Annotated in this window: 13 protein-coding genes; 5 read left to right on the top strand and 8 right to left on the bottom strand. The window is 45.8% G+C overall.

The genetic code is table 11. From position 1 onward, the window contains the following. Positions 1 to 5 precede the first annotated feature (5 nt). On the bottom strand, positions 6 to 887 hold the full coding sequence (locus tag ACU37H_RS16325) for a prolyl oligopeptidase family serine peptidase (RefSeq protein WP_472705111.1): 882 nt from the start codon (positions 885 to 887) through the stop codon (positions 6 to 8). A gap of 369 nt (positions 888 to 1,256) precedes the next feature. On the opposite strand from ACU37H_RS16325, the gene rocD reads away from it, so the two are divergent. Continuing rightward, positions 1,257 to 2,489 carry an ornithine--oxo-acid transaminase gene (gene rocD / locus ACU37H_RS16320; RefSeq protein ID WP_472705113.1) on the top strand — a complete coding sequence of 411 codons (1,233 nt, stop codon included), beginning with the start codon at positions 1,257 to 1,259 and terminating at the stop codon, positions 2,487 to 2,489. Beyond that, positions 2,482 to 3,087, top strand: coding sequence for a VIT1/CCC1 transporter family protein (locus ACU37H_RS16315; protein ID WP_472705115.1), 606 nt, complete (start codon positions 2,482 to 2,484; stop codon positions 3,085 to 3,087). The genes rocD and ACU37H_RS16315 overlap by 8 nt, the downstream gene beginning before the upstream one ends. Positions 3,088 to 3,093: 6 nt before the next feature. On the opposite strand, the gene ACU37H_RS16310 is transcribed toward ACU37H_RS16315, so the two are convergent. The 3 genes from ACU37H_RS16310 to ACU37H_RS16300 all read right to left on the bottom strand — a co-directional run bounded on the left by ACU37H_RS16310 (position 3,094) and on the right by ACU37H_RS16300 (position 6,364). Next, positions 3,094 to 3,483: a hypothetical protein gene (locus ACU37H_RS16310; protein ID WP_472705117.1), complete on the bottom strand. Its 390-nt coding sequence runs from the start codon at positions 3,481 to 3,483 to the stop codon at positions 3,094 to 3,096. 66 nt (positions 3,484 to 3,549) lie between these two features. Beyond that, a complete protein-coding gene (locus tag ACU37H_RS16305; RefSeq protein ID WP_472705119.1) occupies positions 3,550 to 4,266 on the bottom strand; it encodes a porin family protein in 717 nt (238 codons plus the stop codon). A 160-nt stretch (positions 4,267 to 4,426) separates the two neighbouring features. Continuing rightward, positions 4,427 to 6,364 carry a vWA domain-containing protein gene (locus ACU37H_RS16300; protein WP_472705121.1) on the bottom strand — a complete coding sequence of 646 codons (1,938 nt, stop codon included), beginning with the start codon at positions 6,362 to 6,364 and terminating at the stop codon, positions 4,427 to 4,429. A gap of 349 nt (positions 6,365 to 6,713) precedes the next feature. On the opposite strand from ACU37H_RS16300, the gene ACU37H_RS16295 reads away from it, so the two are divergent. Beyond that, on the top strand, positions 6,714 to 7,295 hold the full coding sequence (locus ACU37H_RS16295; RefSeq protein WP_472705123.1) for an RNA polymerase sigma factor: 582 nt from the start codon (positions 6,714 to 6,716) through the stop codon (positions 7,293 to 7,295). After that, positions 7,279 to 8,589 carry a carboxypeptidase regulatory-like domain-containing protein gene (locus ACU37H_RS16290; protein ID WP_472705125.1) on the top strand — a complete coding sequence of 437 codons (1,311 nt, stop codon included), beginning with the start codon at positions 7,279 to 7,281 and terminating at the stop codon, positions 8,587 to 8,589. The genes ACU37H_RS16295 and ACU37H_RS16290 overlap by 17 nt, the downstream gene beginning before the upstream one ends. 921 nt (positions 8,590 to 9,510) lie before the next feature. Here ACU37H_RS16290 and pyrE read toward each other — a convergent pair. Beyond that, positions 9,511 to 10,143, bottom strand: coding sequence for an orotate phosphoribosyltransferase (gene pyrE / locus ACU37H_RS16285; RefSeq protein ID WP_472705127.1), 633 nt, complete (start codon positions 10,141 to 10,143; stop codon positions 9,511 to 9,513). Between the two features lie 84 nt (positions 10,144 to 10,227). Between pyrE and ACU37H_RS16280 the strand changes: the two genes are divergently transcribed. Next, complete coding sequence (locus tag ACU37H_RS16280; protein ID WP_472705129.1) at positions 10,228 to 10,866, top strand: NUDIX hydrolase; 639 nt, start codon at positions 10,228 to 10,230, stop codon at positions 10,864 to 10,866. A gap of 618 nt (positions 10,867 to 11,484) precedes the next feature. On the opposite strand, the gene ACU37H_RS16275 is transcribed toward ACU37H_RS16280, so the two are convergent. From ACU37H_RS16275 to ACU37H_RS16265, 3 genes are all read right to left on the bottom strand, one after another. Further along, positions 11,485 to 13,374: a collagen-like domain-containing protein gene (locus ACU37H_RS16275; RefSeq protein ID WP_472705131.1), complete on the bottom strand. Its 1,890-nt coding sequence runs from the start codon at positions 13,372 to 13,374 to the stop codon at positions 11,485 to 11,487. A 164-nt stretch (positions 13,375 to 13,538) separates the two neighbouring features. Further along, positions 13,539 to 14,315 carry a LytR/AlgR family response regulator transcription factor gene (locus tag ACU37H_RS16270; protein WP_472705133.1) on the bottom strand — a complete coding sequence of 259 codons (777 nt, stop codon included), beginning with the start codon at positions 14,313 to 14,315 and terminating at the stop codon, positions 13,539 to 13,541. 300 nt (positions 14,316 to 14,615) lie between these two features. Further along, positions 14,616 to 15,569 carry an NAD-dependent epimerase/dehydratase family protein gene (locus ACU37H_RS16265; RefSeq protein ID WP_472705135.1) on the bottom strand — a complete coding sequence of 318 codons (954 nt, stop codon included), beginning with the start codon at positions 15,567 to 15,569 and terminating at the stop codon, positions 14,616 to 14,618. Positions 15,570 to 15,753: the final 184 nt, after the last annotated feature.

Below are 15,753 nucleotides of genomic sequence, written 5' to 3'. Positions count from 1 at the left end.
CGAATTTATGGCACATTTGTTTTTAAAAATGCTGCGATTTTTTTAAAACTGTCATCTAATATCGCGGGATCGCTCCAGCCGTGTGTTTGATTCTCATAATAGACCAATTCATTGCTGACCTTCGCTCCGTTCAGTTTTGCCTGCAGCGTAAAAGACTGCTCTTCGGGCACCACATCGTCCAGACCGCCTTGCAAGATAATTGTCGGCGGGGCCTGGGCATTAGCATAATTTATGGGGCTGCTCTCCTGGTACATGCGGGGGTTACTGTCTGGCGTGCCGGACATCAGCAGGTTGAGTCCAAACGCACCGAAAGGGTCATTTTGTGCGTAATAATTATACAACGCCTTCATATCGGTAGGACCAAAAAAATCTATAATCGCTTTCGGCTTAATAAGGTTAGAGTTTTTATATCCCTGTAACAATGCCAGATGCGCACCCGCACTCGCACCGCCGAGCACCCATTTATCCGAGATCACATAATCAGACCGGTTGTCATAGATAAATTGTATCGCTTGCTTAATGTCATTCTCCTGAGCAGGAAATACATCCGTGCTTGTAAGACCCACTTTTGCCAAACTATAGTTTAAGTTAAATATGGCATAGTCCGGCAACAGGCTCTGAAATGCCTTGACATACGGATTAAAGTCGGACTTGTCGCCTTCTGTCCAGGCGCCCCCGTGTATCAGGATCAGGACCTTGGTGGTAGCGGTACTGCGGTTGGCGGGAAGATAGACATCCATTTTTTGCCTGGTCTTTGCACCATACGACACATCTGCGATAGTCCGCGCCTCAGCAGCGATCAGCGGCCCGGGCATTTCATCAGTCAAATCATCTTTTCCGCAGGAAAAAAAACTGATTACAAGCAAGAATAACAGAACAGGTTTCATAAAGGTTAGTTTTATTTATTAAAATAATACTTCATTCGAAGTTACTCCAAACTTATTGTCCGGGCGATAATTTTTAGTACTGATGTATAAAACCAGTTGATTCTGGATGATCAACGCTCACCGGTGGTCAAAAAACCGGGATCAGAACTTTGAAGGCACTATTTGTGTAACCGTTGCATCTTTCCTACTTTGTTGATGGGCCGCTATCAAGATGTTTTTTGCTTTTCCTGATAATTTGGCTTTTCTTTGCACCATCAAATTAATGGGCAACATATCATCTTTTTTGCAGCAACATCTTGATCTGCTGAACCACTGACAGGGTTTCATTTCCTGAGTCAACCCTTTTCTTTACGTTTAAAAGATTTTGATATGTCTGCTACTGCAACGCAAACAGCCGATTATTTTATAGCACTCGAAGAGCAACATGGCGCTCATAATTACCATCCGCTTCCCGTCGTCTTATCACGTGGCGAGGGACCTTATGTGTGGGATGTTGACGGAAACCGGTATTTTGATTTTTTGAGTGGCTACTCTTCTGTAAACCAGGGGCACTGTCATCCCACAATTGTTGCCGCCTTCGTGAAGCAGGCGCAGCAACTCACCCTCACCAGTCGCGCATTTTATAATGATCAGCTGGGGCGGTTTGAACAATATATTACTAAACTGTTGGGTTACGATAAAGTGCTTCCTATGAACACGGGTGTGGAAGCGGTGGAGACGGGGATCAAGCTTTGTCGCAAATGGGCCTACGAAGTCAAGGGCGTTCCCGAAAATGAAGTGCAGATCATTGTCTGTGATCACAATTTTCACGGGCGAACCACTACGGTCATTTCTTTCAGCACTGACCCGCTGGCGAAAACCCACTTCGGACCTTTTACAAGCGGCTTCATCAGCATACCCTACAATGATATAGACGCTCTCGCCCAGGTACTCAATCACAACCCCAACATCGGGGGATTTTTAGTAGAGCCCATACAGGGCGAAGCCGGTGTTTTGGTACCGGACGATGGATATCTCGCGCGCGCCAAAGCTTTGTGTGAGCAACGCCAGGTATTATTTATTGCAGATGAGATCCAGACTGGTTTGTGCAGGACCGGCAAAATGCTGGCCTGTGATCATGAAGCCGTGAGACCCGATATCGTGTTATTGGGAAAAGCGTTGAGCGGCGGGATGATGCCCGTGAGTGCTGTTTTAGCCGATAATGAAATTATGTTATGTATTAAGCCAGGCGAACATGGCTCTACCTACGGAGGTAATCCCCTGGCTGCAGTCACTGCCATAGCCGCTTTGCAGGTATTGATCGATGAAAAGATGGCGGAGCAGGCGGAAACGTTGGGAATATTATTTCGCGAAGCGCTGAAGAACTTAGAAAGTCCGCTTATTAAAGGTGTCCGGGGCAAAGGGCTCCTGAACGCCATAGAAATTAATAGCGAAGACGACCAAATGGCGTGGAGTATTTGTTTGGCCCTTAAAGAGCGGGGGCTGCTCGCCAAACCGACTCATGGAGATAAGATCCGGCTGGCGCCGCCGCTCGTGATCACAAAAGAACAATTGGAAGAAAGCCTTGTTATCATTCAGCAAACTTTACAATCATTTGAATAAGACCCGCCTATACAACTTATTGCCGGCCTTGCTCGGCAGCGCCATCGAAGGATTGATCGTCACCCTGGCGTTGTTTTGTTTTTTATTAGCAAAGGGCGTTGCCACAGACCAGGTATATATCTATGTTGGCGCAGCTGTGTTGTTTGTATCGTTGTTACTGTCGGCGGGGGCTTATTATACGCGTAAAGAGGAGCTGGAAAGTACCGGCGGTCAAAGTAAAATTTTAAAAATTTACCACGCCCTGGAAATAGAGGATCACCTGAAAGAAGCAATGGTGGCGGATACCATGCAGGAGAATGAAGCCTGGGAAAAGGAATGGAAAGAACAGGGCAACGCAACGAGCGAACTAAGCCCGCGGCAATACGCTATAGCCATGTTTTGCGGATTTATGATCGGCGGAATTGCTATTTTGATCAACAATTACTTCCTGCAACTGCCGGATTACGCAGCGCTACTCACCCCTTTCCTGCTGCTGGCGGCGCTAGGTTTTTATAAGTATAAACTATCGAATCGTACACCGGTCAATGGTATGCTGCTGATTTCAACATCGGGCATTCTCGCTGCGCTGCTGGCTTACTATGCGGGTAGCTTTTTTTAACGGGCTTTATTTTTTGAGTTCCGGTTCTTTGGGAAAAAGAGCTGAGATCATTAATAAAATACAGCCGAGCAATACCAGGTAGATCCCCGTTAGCTTTTCAGGACAAATCCCACCTTCACATCTCGGCAAAACGCCAAAATTTCGGATACCCCAGGCCAGGTTTAACGCTGCAAATAGCAGGTTCATTCGCTTAGCCCAGATCTTAGGAATGAATGAACAGGCCAGGATACAAGCCGACAATATAAAATGGGTCAACGCAGGCACTCCGTAGCGGGTGCCGGTAGTGTCGACACCAGATATGGTCAAAGGCGGATCCTCCACGCGCATCCAGGGCATAAAACAACCTGCTACTAATATTATTACGCCTGCCAGGGTTATCAATAACGATCTGTTCATAGGGTGCAAAAATAAATGAGCGCCTCTTACGAAACGCTCATTTTTATTATTTGGGAGCATTTGTTTTTAGAAATAGAACACACCGCTCACACCCAAAGCACGATGCTGGTTGTTTTTGTTCGCATTGTTATTGGTGGTTTGGCCGGGAACACTGTTGGTTAAACCGATTCCATATTGTGCGTGCACACCGAAACGACCGAAATCCAGACCGCCAATGATGTTAGCACCGAAATCAAACCTTTTAAACTGTCCGGATCCTACCTGACCTTCCTGATCAGAAGCATCTTCTGCAACAGGGTTATCGTTACCCCAGTCAATGCTTCTTGAAGTAGAGTTGGTAACTCCGTTTGTTTCAGTCATTGTTTTAATTTTACCGGCAAGACCTACTGCTGCGTAAGGACCAGCACCGATATAAGCTTTTACTTTCTCATTGAAAGGCAACTGGATAGCCAGGTTTACAGGAAGCTCCAGGTACATCGGGTTTACCTTGTAAGTGGTTTGCACACCTTCCACCAAAGTGGTAGTTGTTTCTGTACCTTTTGACTGCCAGTCAAGACCAGTCCTGATTTCAAAAGTAGATCCCAGAGGCACTACACCTACCACACCGGCATTGAATGTGTTGAGGCGTTTATTATCATCAAGGTTACCTTCTCTTGAGTTGGTCAGATTGGTAGAATTCCATCCACCTTTGATACCGAATTTTGCTTCAGCAAATCCTTGTGCTTTCACAGTTCCGGTCGTAGCTAAGAGCGCTACAGCTGCGATAATCATTTTACTTTTCATAATCTTCATTTTTAAATTAACCTAGGATTCAATTTGACCTTAGTTATAAAAATACTGTGCCAAAAACCGGATTTTTCAGCTTACAAACGTTCATCATTTTCAAAAAACGTTATAATTCAAATAGTTAAATAAGTAATTATTTTGCGGATTACCGAGCTGGTTATTCCAAAGCCAGGTCAGCATCTGCGTCATTTATCCCGGCATTATCCGCTTCTTGCTGTAATAAAGCGGCGCTTTTAACCAGTTGCAGCAACTCAGACCGGTAGCCCTCTTTATCATTTTTGACAAGCGCTTGTATACCTTTTTGGATATGCCTGTAGTTGCTGGTACCCTTGTGCGGCGAGTTGCGTAACAGCATACCAAATTGTGCGAGCGAAGCTGCTAATTGCATATTGGGCGAACCTTTTTGAAAAGTCCCCGGTTCACCGGACACAACCTTTTCTAATAATGCACTTTTTTCACCGTCAGGTTTTTTGTATCTGATCTTAACGGTCAAGACTTCATGAATATCCGATGAGCGATGACGTCCTGAGGTCTTTTCCTGGTATTTAAGATCATCCACTTTTTTCAGTTCCGGCGCCTCAATGCCAGCCGGTATGATCTCGTACAGCGCGGTTACCGAATGCCCGCTTCCCAGTTCACCCGCATCTTTTTGATCATCATTGAAGTCCTCCTTCGCCAGCATCCGGTTTTCATAACCGATGAGCCGGTAGCCCTGCACCTTTGCGGGATTAAACTCTACCTGCAGTTTGACATCTTTAGCAATGGTAAACAGGGTACCTCCGAATTGACTAATCAGCACTTTTCGGGCTTCGGTAAGGTTGTCAATATAAGCGTGGTTACCGTTGCCTTTATTGGCCAGTTTTTGCATCTTCGCATCCTGGTAATTTCCCGTTCCGTATCCCAATACAGTTAAAAAGATGCCGGTTTTTCTTTTTTCCTCGATCATGTTTTCCAGTTCGTCGTCGCTGCTTTGACCTACGTTGAAATCTCCGTCGGTACAAAGCACGATGCGGTTATTTCCATTCGGAATGAAATGCTCCTGCGCAATTTTATAGGCCAGCTTGATCCCGGCGCCACCAGCAGTGGACCCGCCGGCCTGCAGCCGGTCGATTGCATCCTTGATGCTTTTGGTCTCATTTCCGTCTGTAGAGGGAAGCACTACACCAGCGCTCCCGGCATATACGACGATAGCCACCCTGTCTTGCGGACGGAGCTGGTCGGCCAGTAATTTCATAGACGCCTGTACCAAAGGCAATTTGTCGGGAGCAGACATACTGCCGCTCACATCAACCAGGAACACCATATTGGTTGCAGGCAAGTTTTCAGTCCTGATCTTCTTAGCCTGAAGGCCGATCGCCACCAGTTGATGCCGCGCATTCCAGGGACATATCGTGTATTCAGTGTTGATGCTAAAAGGGCGGTCTCCCTCGGGTTCCGGATATTGGTAATTAAAATAATTGATCATTTCCTCGATGCGTACCGCACCCGCCGGCGGTAGCTGTCCATCATGGATCATCCTCCTGATATTGCTGTAAGAGGCGCCGTCCACGTCTATAGAAAAAGTGGACAACGGATTTTCCTTTGATTGTAAGAATGGATTTTCCTCAATATGATCATACCCCTCACGACTAAAGTGTCGTCCTGTCTCAGGATGCGAACGGCTGACTGACATGCCACGTATCACCACGTTGTGCGCCCCGCTTTTCGAAGGCGCTGCAACCACAGAAGCCATGGCTCCGGTAAGTACTTTTCTTTTCCGAGTTCCATATCCTACCACCACTACTTCATTCAGCGTCTGATCTGGTCGGCCCATCGCCACCGTGACAGGATTGCCTGCGTAGGCTTTGATCTCCTTTTGACGATAGCCCACAGCCGTTATAATAAGCTTGGCGCTACTCCCGGATACAGTGATATTGAAATTTCCATCCTGGTCTGTCACTGCCGAATTCTGTGTTCCTTTTTCCTGGACAGTGGCACCGGAAATCGGCCGGCTATTTTCGTCAACCACTTTGCCCTTTATCGTTTTTGTCATCAGGGTGAACGCAAGCAATGAAATACTTAACAGGCACGCGATTACTGTTTTGATCCATTTCATATGTTTTTTGTTTAATTGTTGAAAGGATGCGGAAAAAAGCAGGATTGCATAAATACTTTCCATTTTGAACCGGCTAAAGAGGGGTTCGCAATTCACTGAATAAATAGATGGATGGACTTTGAATTAGCAGCCTCAAGGCGGTAATATGGTAGCCCGGCGACGCTGTCAGGTCAGAAAAGATTAAATTGCATATGTAATCCTGAGAAATTTTGCATCTATCGTTTAGACATGCGCAAAAAATGAAGTGTACAACATCAGCTCCGACGCCGGTCCGGCAAATAGGAAGGATGGCTCTTCAGGGCGGACAGGACCGACGATCAGGTGTAGCAAAGCCGGTAATATAACATATTTGACACCCGTTTTTAAAATAGCATCCTTAAAAGAAGCAAGTGACGACAGCCTGCTGCTTGAGTTCAGGCAGCGCGGCGATCAGCAGGCATTGGCAGAGCTGTACCTCCGCTACAGTGATCTCTTGTACGGTGTCTGCCTCAAATACCTGGAAGATGCCGATGACGCCAAGGACGCTGTGATGAATATCTACCAGGAATTACTCCGCAAAGTGCCTCAGCATGATATTCAGAACTTTAAAAGTTGGGTGTATGTGTTGACCAAGAATTACTGCCTGATGCAGTTGCGAAGCGCGAAGAAGAATATTACGGTGAGCCTGGAGCAACAAGCAGTGCCCTCTGACGATTTTTCTCACCTGGACAACGTTATAGAAAAAGAAAAGGCCTTTAACCGGCTGGAACAGTGCATCAACAAGCTGCCCGAAGAACAAAAAAGCAGTATCCGGTTGTTTTATTACGAAGGGAAATGCTACAATGAAATTGCAACGATCACAGGGCTGGAATGGAATAAAGTGAGGAGCCTGATTCAAAACGGGCGCAGGAACCTAAAAATTTGTATGGAAAAAAATGCAGCAACAGAATAATACCTATCCGTTTTATGGTCCCGAAGATATCAAGAGGTATCTGAGCGGCAGCATGAACGCGCAGGACATGCACGACATGGAGAAGGCTGCGCTGAAAGATCCCCTGTTGGCGGACGCGATCGACGGGTTCAGAAAAGCCGACCACGCAAAGACGGATCAGCACCTCAACGACATCCGTGCTGCGATCCTGGGCCTTCCTGAACGCGAAAATCTGGTCGTACCGATCGATCGCAACCGTCAGAGCTGGTGGCGATGGGCTGTGGCGGCCTGCAGCCTGGGATTTATTGCGGGAGCCATTTGGTGGTTGACGCAAAGAGAATCCGCTGCCCCCAACCTGCCTGTGGCCGTGACCGTTCCTTCAACCGACGCATCGGCGCCTGTTGCTCAAAGTCCTGAATTCAGATCAGCTGAGCCTGCTACCCCGATAGCTGAATTGGAAAAGGACCGGACGGCGCTCCACCAGGCTCCGTCCCTGGCAGAAGCACGCCGGAAGGAGAAAGCCGTCGAGCTATCCGACGAAGTGGCCGACACTACTTTGTCGCCGCAAGCTTTCGCCCTTGAAGCCGCAGCTCCTGCGACGGCCTTATTATCCGGATCGCCCGAAATGATTTCTGAAAAAACCAGGAAGGCTACTCTAGAAGCGGGTAAGTCGACCGGTTATACTCCGACCAACCGGGAGCTGAAACAGCAAGTGAACGGCGACCTGCCGGAAGTGATCTACGGAAAAGTGACCGATAGAAAAGGCACTCCCCTGCCGTCGGCTACGATTGCGCTCACCGCCAACAAAGGAGCGGTAGCGGCGGCTGACGGAAGCTTTTCAGTGGTTGCGCCGGACAGTAGTGTTAAGGCTGCGGTGTCGATGGTCGGTTTTAAACAGACCGTGGCGACACTTACACCGGGACAAGCCAACCATGTGAAGCTTGAGAAACTGGATGAACCACTCGAAACCGTAACAGTTAACAAGCCTGCCAAAAATAAAGGCACGGTGGGCGACTTCCAAAAGTTCAAGCGAACCACCACGCAAACCAGCGATAAGGAACTGTTGTACCCGGAGGAAGGCTGGGCTCATTTTTACGAAGAGCTGGGCAGTAACCTCGGCGTCAATAAGGCGCAGGCCAAAAAAACACTCCAGATCAAATTTACAGTCGACGAAAATGGCGATCCGGTCGATTTCACGATTGTGGAGAGCCCGGATGAGATCCTCACCAAAAAGGCCATCGAGTTCATTAAAAAGTCGAAGTGGAAAAATTTCAAACTCGACAAAAACGCGCTGGTCAAGATCGAAGTGAATTGATCACTCTCCATTGGCGGAGGTTTAATCCTCCGCGATTTTCGAGCGAGCACTTTGAGAAAACCTACGAACTGCCCCGTCCTATCCCCGATGGTTCAGACCACCATCACCCTCCCTTTAGCGAAATCCCATTTTCCTGACGGAACTGCCATTCGGTCAGTCAACTTCTAATTGGCGGCGCCATTTGACCGTAGACCTCCTCCTGTAATCAATCAATGTGGACGAACCGCTCCCTAGACCGGTGGGGTAGGGGACGCGTGATTTGTATAAGAATAAAAGAAAAAAATGCCCACTATTTATATAAAGTAAAAGTTTAGATAAGTCGCCTTTAAAAATTACCCTTTTTAAAAACCATCGGTAATGACCATAAAATGGCCTCAACAACAGGTTTAGATAGGTCAAAACATATTAATTTTTTAAATCATAAAATTTTTAACTAAAATATTTATCCATATAAATTTTATAAAATTTTAATTTTCAATTAAATAAATTTATTTAATACATAAAATTTCGGTTTTAAAATATCTGAGGCTTATGTATAAAAATTCGCCTATACTTAATTAATTATTACACCTTTTAAATCTTATAATGCATTAGTAAACAATAATTTAACATTAATATTCTCTACTAATAAATTTAGTCTGTCGAATTTGTCCGAACTATAGATGCACATGCTAAGTTTATTAGTAAAATGGAACCCGCTCTCTTGTCATTTATATGAAATAAATTTCGAGCTGCAATTTTGCCTACGTGTTGAGCAGCTTAAAAGTACCGCTTAGTTACGCACTTGGAAGAATTAAAGAATGGATATCGCCAAATGACAAGGTCTCGCCGAATTTCGCAAAAGAAAAAGGCCGTTCCTGATAGGAACGGCCTCTGATTAAATAATAATAGTTGTAAAATATCGATGTTCAGTAACCCGATCTACACTCCTGTCCAATTGGCAGGGTCTTGTCTCCAGCTGAGTAATTGAGCGGCTTGGTCTGGTTGTATTAAGCCCTTTTCCTGCGCTAATTCCAGCAGTACCGGATAGGTGGTTAAGGGCTGATATTTCAGGTTTCTCTTTTCAAAAGCTTCTGCGGCCACTGTAAAATCGTACGTGAAAATGGATACCATTCCAAGGATTTCAAGCCCCGCTCCTTCCAGGGCGTCCACTGCCTGCAGGCTGCTTTTACCGGTGCTCACCAGGTCCTCGATCACCACAATCTTCTGCCCGGGTTCGTAACGACCCTCAATTTGGTTGCCTAATCCGTGATCTTTGGGCTTGGGTCGGACATACAAGAAAGGAAGCTTTAGCTGATCTGCAGCCATCGCCCCCCACGCAATTCCGGCCGTCGCCACGCCCGCCAGTGCATCTGCCTCGCTAAACTTTTCGAATAGCACATTGCACATTTCGCTCTTGATGAAGTCGCGAATAAACGGGTAAGATAATACGCTACGATTGTCACAGTAGATGGGACTTTTCCAGCCACTGGCCCAGGTAAAGGGTTGTTCGGGACTTAGCTTTACCGCATTGGCATGCAATAATTTTTCAGCAACAACTTTTGCGTCGTTCATATGTACTACCTATTTTTAGATCGCGAAAATATAGGTTTCCCCATTGATACGACCCAAAAGCAGTCTTTTATAATCCACATAGTTATGCAGATCACTTTATATATTCACAACAAGCCGGTTTATCTGGCCGATCAACTGGATGAAGCCCTGGAGCGTTGGCATCACCAACCCGAAACAATCTTCATCGACGAGTTGAATAGCCATACAGTGAAAGCGATGCTGCATGAGATCCGACTCCCGGAGATTGCCCGGGGTATTTTTTATCATCCTGACCTGGAAGCACTGCGAAAAGACTTCCTTAAGAAATTTGAGGTCCACCGGGCAGGCGGCGGCCTTGTGATGAACGAGCACGGTGATTTTTTGATGATCTTCAGGAGGGGGGCCTGGGACCTTCCGAAGGGCCACCTCGACGAAGATGAGACGATGGAGCAATGTGCCCTCCGCGAGGTGGAAGAGGAAACCGGCCTTGCCAACGTCACCTTAACGCGATTCCTGACCACTACCTATCATAGTTATGAGCAGGGCACGCATCATATTATGAAAGAGTCACATTGGTACCTGATGAACAGTCCGTCTGAGGACTCGTTAATCCCACAAACTGAAGAAGACATTGAGCGGATTGAATGGGTTAAAAAGGAAGACCTCGGAGCTTATCTTTCCCGAGCCTACCCTTCTATCAGGGATGTATTTAGCGCTTTTGATAAGCTTACAGCATTATTTTAACTGATCGCGTTGTCGACGTTGCCCGAAGATTGGTCAAAATTGCTTTGTGAATAAAGGTAGCTACATCGCCGTAGGTCATCTTGCTTAAATTCGGGTGACTTGACGTTCTCAGGAAGGGTTTTCATAGCCTGAGTTGGACATTTTAAGGCATATTCTCATACTTTATCCGCTTATTGCAACGTTCAATTTTAGCATACCGCTTCCTAAACGATTTGCTCATTTTCTCTTCTGGATAGCGCTCCGTAAGGAGATTTCAGGATCATAAAGAGGCGCTGAATTCAACTGCTCCGATTACACAGTTACCTCGGTGCAAGTTCCTCCGATTGTTTACCGACGAGCTGAGGTACAAATGGTGGCCCGGGTTATTGCTTACGTGATCTTCGGTCCGCCTGTAGATGACTATAACCTCACAACAAGCTCCCCGACCCAAAATGTAGGGTTGCACCGTGCAACCTTCGGAAAGGGGCTTAGAAGGCTCTTTTGATGTTCGGCATTCATTGTATCATTTAAATGATACCTGTAGCCCTCATGTCAACATACTTTACACAAGAAGGAGGATAAACGAAAAAAAGCTACCGCAATGCGGTAGCTTTTTAATCTTTGGAATATCAGATTCGATTATTTTCCGAAAGTTTCAGCAAACTGAGCTAAAGCAGCAGCGTTGTTCACGTTGATACCTTTTGCAGCAGCCGCTTTTACTACGTCTCCAGGAATTGCGTATACCTGAATTTGTACTAAAGGCATTCCTTTGAACATATCAGCAGATTTACCGTCCTCATATTTAACCAAATTGATATCACCGTTACCAGAGATAGCTTTATTTGAAGTCAAATTAGCAGGCGCTTTGTAATAAATGTCAGGAATAGTATTATCGCTCCAATAAGGCTTAGCCATATCGCTATAATTATAATTCCAGCCTGTAGCAAGCGTTCCGTTAGGAGTGTTCAAGCTATTTTTAACCACATTCAGATCACTGTTAGGGTTGTTCAGGGTAATCGGTCCAAATTTAAATGCTGTGGCTGTGTTGCCAGCATTTGAACCGGAAGAAATGTCCCATGTAAATTTCATCTGACCGCTTCTGAACTGACCGGCTGCTGCTGCTGTAACAGTATTATTAGGCCATGGCGTCCAGCTAAAACCAGTTGATCCAAGGTGAGCACCCCCATTAGGATGAGGATTACCCATAAAAGGGTTAGCATTATATCCCCCTGTAGGGAATGCTGCAGTATAACCAGGAACGTTAGTAGTTGTATAAACGCCTGCAGGACCAAACATCGCACCACCTACCGTATACTGGTACAGATAGCTGTCGGTAATATCCATCCAGCCCACCTGAGCACCGGCTCCTGTTTCATAGCGAGGTGTTCCGTTACTAGGGTTAACGTATCTGTATTTTAAAAATACTTTACCATCCTGTTTGTAAGATTCGATTTTGTTCATTAAGCCTGGAATCGTATTCAGGTTGATATTTGTTTCAGCAGTATAGTTTGCTCGGTAACCGTCCGCATCGGTACCGGTTGTAATGTTGACATTCTTGGTACGATAGAAGGTTAAGTTTTGTCCAACCGCAACAGTAGCAGGAACAGCTTTAGCGTAGGTCAAATAACCAAACGCAGCACCGTTGTCTACTTTCAGGCGATCTATATCCTCCTGAGTTAAAGTAAACTCCGCAGTAGGATTTGTAAAGTTTTGTGTATAACGGAATTTCGCCCCCACAACAAACGGAGCTGTACCCAGGTCTGAAGCGGATTGAGGCACCCTGTCATAAACACCCGAGCCTGCAGTGCTTTGGAAGATCATCTCCCGGTTAGTGCCCCAGCCAGGGTATTGGTCAATACGGATCTTATCATTTTCTGACACTTTGTAAGAAGAGAATATCTCTGGATTACCATAGGTAGTTGTGGCAATGTCAGAAACCTTTTTGGAATTAGCCACTAAGGTAATATTTTCCAAACCAGCGGTAATATAGAAGGTTTTTGCTGCATACGCAGAACCTAAAGGCATTTGATTGGCATCCCAGCCAGTAGCTGTTTTAGGACCGTAAAAAATAGAAGTATTGGTATCGAAGTAGAAATCACCTACAGTACCAACATTAGCTGCAGGAGCGCCGGCTCCACTGATAATTTTTGTACCGTTTGCGCCGTCTTTACCAGGTGCACCATCCTTACCAGGTGCGCCATCTTTGCCATCCTTTCCAGCCGCGCCTGCTAAAACCGTACCTGTTGAAGGCCACGTAGTATCATCTGTTTTAGGGCCATAAAGCGTTTTTGTGTCAGTCGCGAAGAAAAAGTCTCCTTTTTTTCCTAAGCTGCTTCCTGGAGTTCCAGTTCCGCTGTGAATAATTGTTCCGTCTTTGCCTTGAGTGCCCGCTGTACCAGCTGCACCAGGATCGCCTTTGTCGCCTTTGGGACCTGCAGGACCCGCAGGGCCTGTATCTCCCTTTTTACAAGATTCCACTCCCACAAGCAGTGAGGCCAGAACGAGAACAGATAAGAAGGATCGTCTCATAGTAATTAAGTTTTTAATTGATTAATTCTGTTTTTGTTAATAATGTGCCTACTCTAGGATTTGCTGCTTTTCGGCTTTCCGCAGGATTATTTTGGACAAGATTAGCATATAATTTTGCTGCTTTTAACAAACAAGAGATAAAGTGGATTTCGAGGGACGAAACGCTACAAAACAGCGTTTTGTCCTTTATTTTTTACGTTGTTGGCAACGATTTTATATAGGCGGCTCATGGCAATTTTGCTTAATGTTTTGTTGATTTCAGCTCCGTTTTCAAGTTTGAGCCGGCATTCTTTATTGTATTTGTCGCCGCCCAGATACACGATCTTGGCCAGGTTAATAATGGTGCTTTTATCAATCCGCATCAGATCTTTGACCAGAAGCCGCTGATCGATACTGCTGATGCTCTCATTCACTGTCCGGTGAGCGCCGTCTTTCGTGGTCACTGTACAAATGTTCCGGTTGGATTCTATAAATAATATGTCCTGCTGATTGAGATACAGCAGCGAGCGGTTGGCTTTGAGCGTTATAAAATGATCGCTGGCCTGAACGTCCCGGTCGTTTTCAATGGAGCGGGTCACGCGCTGAATCGCCCGGCCCAAATTGTCAGCGTTCAAGGGCTTCATCACGAGCCCGGAAATGCCGATCTCGACAATGCGCTGCACACCTTCCAACTGATGGGGCGCAGCGAGCACGATAACTTTAGGCTTGATGAGATTCTGATAAAAAAGATTCTCGATCACGTCTAAATCATACCCTGATAATACCTTCAGATCGGAAACCAGGATCTCCGGCTTTTGTAAAAAAAATGCGCCAACGGCTTCTTCTACCGAAGGACAAAACGGCAAAAAGTCCAGCTTTTTTTCGCTGTAACTTTCAAGTTTATACTTCACCAGGTCCCACGATGCTTTATTCTCTTCAATTATCTGAACTTTGATTCCCATAGTTCGTGTGATTTCGCAATTAGCAAATTGTTAGTTTTTCCGGGCCTTTAATGCAGCCAATACCCGGATCAGTTTCTATTCTTTTGCAAGAATTTATTCTATTAGTTTGGTCAGTTGCTGCAGCAAACAGCAACCATCATATTGACAAATATAATGTTAATGTCGGATTGTCAATATTTTTTATATAATAATTACAAAATATTAAAATTAACCACATACGAACCCGATCCGTATGTATGTACAGCTGCCACGCTCCGGTTAGTTCCTAATCGTGTTGAGAGGTTTGAACGTTATTTTAGACTATTTCGTATGTAAAGGAAGGTTTTTCAGCATGTCGGCGGTCATCGTAGCCAGGTCAAATTCCGGTTTCCATCCCCAGTCATTACGAGCCACACTGTCATCAATACTCTGGGGCCAGCTGTCGGCGATGGCCTGGCGATAATCGGTCTCATATCCCATCTCAAACTCAGGAATATGTTTCTGGATCTCTGCGCCAATCTCTTTTGGAGAGAAGCTTAAAGCAGAAAGATTATACGACGTACGAACGGAAATGTTTTCTTTCGGCGCCTCCATCAGCTCGATCGTTGCCCTTATCGCATCGGGCATATACATCATAGGTAGATAAGTGTCTTCAGCCAGGAAGCTGGTGTATTTCTTCTCCTCGAGTGCGTCATGAAAGATCTCAACGGCATAATCGGTAGTACCGCCGCCGGGAGCAGATTTATAAGAGATCAGACCGGGGTAGCGCAGACTTCTTACATCTATGCCGTATTTGATATTGTAATAATTGCACCAAAACTCGCCGGCATATTTACTGATACCATATACAGTCGTCGGCTCAATGATCGTATGTTGCGGACAATTTTGTTTAGGCGACGTAGGGCCAAATACGGCTATGGAAGAAGGCCAGTACACTTTCTGAATATTTTCTTCCCTGGCAATGTCGAGCACATTTAATAACCCCTGCATATTCAAATGCCAGGCCAGTCCCGGATTCTTTTCGCCGGTGGCAGACAAGATAGCCGCTAACAAATAGATCTGGGTGATATTTTGACGGATGATCTGCACATGCAGCATTTCCTTGTTCATCACGTCGATACTCACGTAAGGACCTGTCCCCTTGAGCAACTCATTTTCCTCACGCAGGTCTGACGCTACTACATTGTTGTTACCATATATCTTTCTCAGCGCTAACGTCAGCTCCACTCCTATTTGCCCGGACGATCCTATGACCAGTATCTTATCTTTTACCATAAAAAAAATTGTCCGCAAACATATAAAAATATTCCTTCGAATGGCCCGATTGCGCAATCGATTTCTCTTGCTTCCAAATACGTAGAGGGCGTCAGGCGTGCTGTAAAGTCGGTCTGAAATGCGCAAAATAAAAAATGGAACAATCAACGGAAACAGCAGAACCAGGTTTCCAGATACCTGCGGA

The sequence above is a fragment of the Niabella sp. ZPM-14 genome (assembly GCF_055693045.2).
Note: the sequence above shows the minus strand (reverse complement) of the source record. Positions and strands in the feature narration are given on the sequence as shown.

Excerpts from the sequence above, each read along its gene's own strand:
- ACU37H_RS16280 (WP_472705129.1), top strand. The coding sequence starts at position 10,228 with ATGCAGATCACTTTATATATTCACAACAAGCCGGTTTATCTGGCCGAT.
- ACU37H_RS16275 (WP_472705131.1), bottom strand. The coding sequence starts at position 13,374 with ATGAGACGATCCTTCTTATCTGTTCTCGTTCTGGCCTCACTGCTTGTG.
- ACU37H_RS16305 (WP_472705119.1), bottom strand. The coding sequence starts at position 4,266 with ATGAAAAGTAAAATGATTATCGCAGCTGTAGCGCTCTTAGCTACGACC.
- rocD (WP_472705113.1), top strand. The coding sequence starts at position 1,257 with ATGTCTGCTACTGCAACGCAAACAGCCGATTATTTTATAGCACTCGAA.
- ACU37H_RS16270 (WP_472705133.1), bottom strand. The coding sequence starts at position 14,315 with ATGGGAATCAAAGTTCAGATAATTGAAGAGAATAAAGCATCGTGGGAC.
- ACU37H_RS16290 (WP_472705125.1), top strand. The coding sequence starts at position 7,279 with ATGCAGCAACAGAATAATACCTATCCGTTTTATGGTCCCGAAGATATC.
- ACU37H_RS16265 (WP_472705135.1), bottom strand. The coding sequence starts at position 15,569 with ATGGTAAAAGATAAGATACTGGTCATAGGATCGTCCGGGCAAATAGGA.
- pyrE (WP_472705127.1), bottom strand. The coding sequence starts at position 10,143 with ATGAACGACGCAAAAGTTGTTGCTGAAAAATTATTGCATGCCAATGCG.
- ACU37H_RS16325 (WP_472705111.1), bottom strand. The coding sequence starts at position 887 with ATGAAACCTGTTCTGTTATTCTTGCTTGTAATCAGTTTTTTTTCCTGC.
- ACU37H_RS16310 (WP_472705117.1), bottom strand. The coding sequence starts at position 3,483 with ATGAACAGATCGTTATTGATAACCCTGGCAGGCGTAATAATATTAGTA.
- ACU37H_RS16300 (WP_472705121.1), bottom strand. The coding sequence starts at position 6,364 with ATGAAATGGATCAAAACAGTAATCGCGTGCCTGTTAAGTATTTCATTG.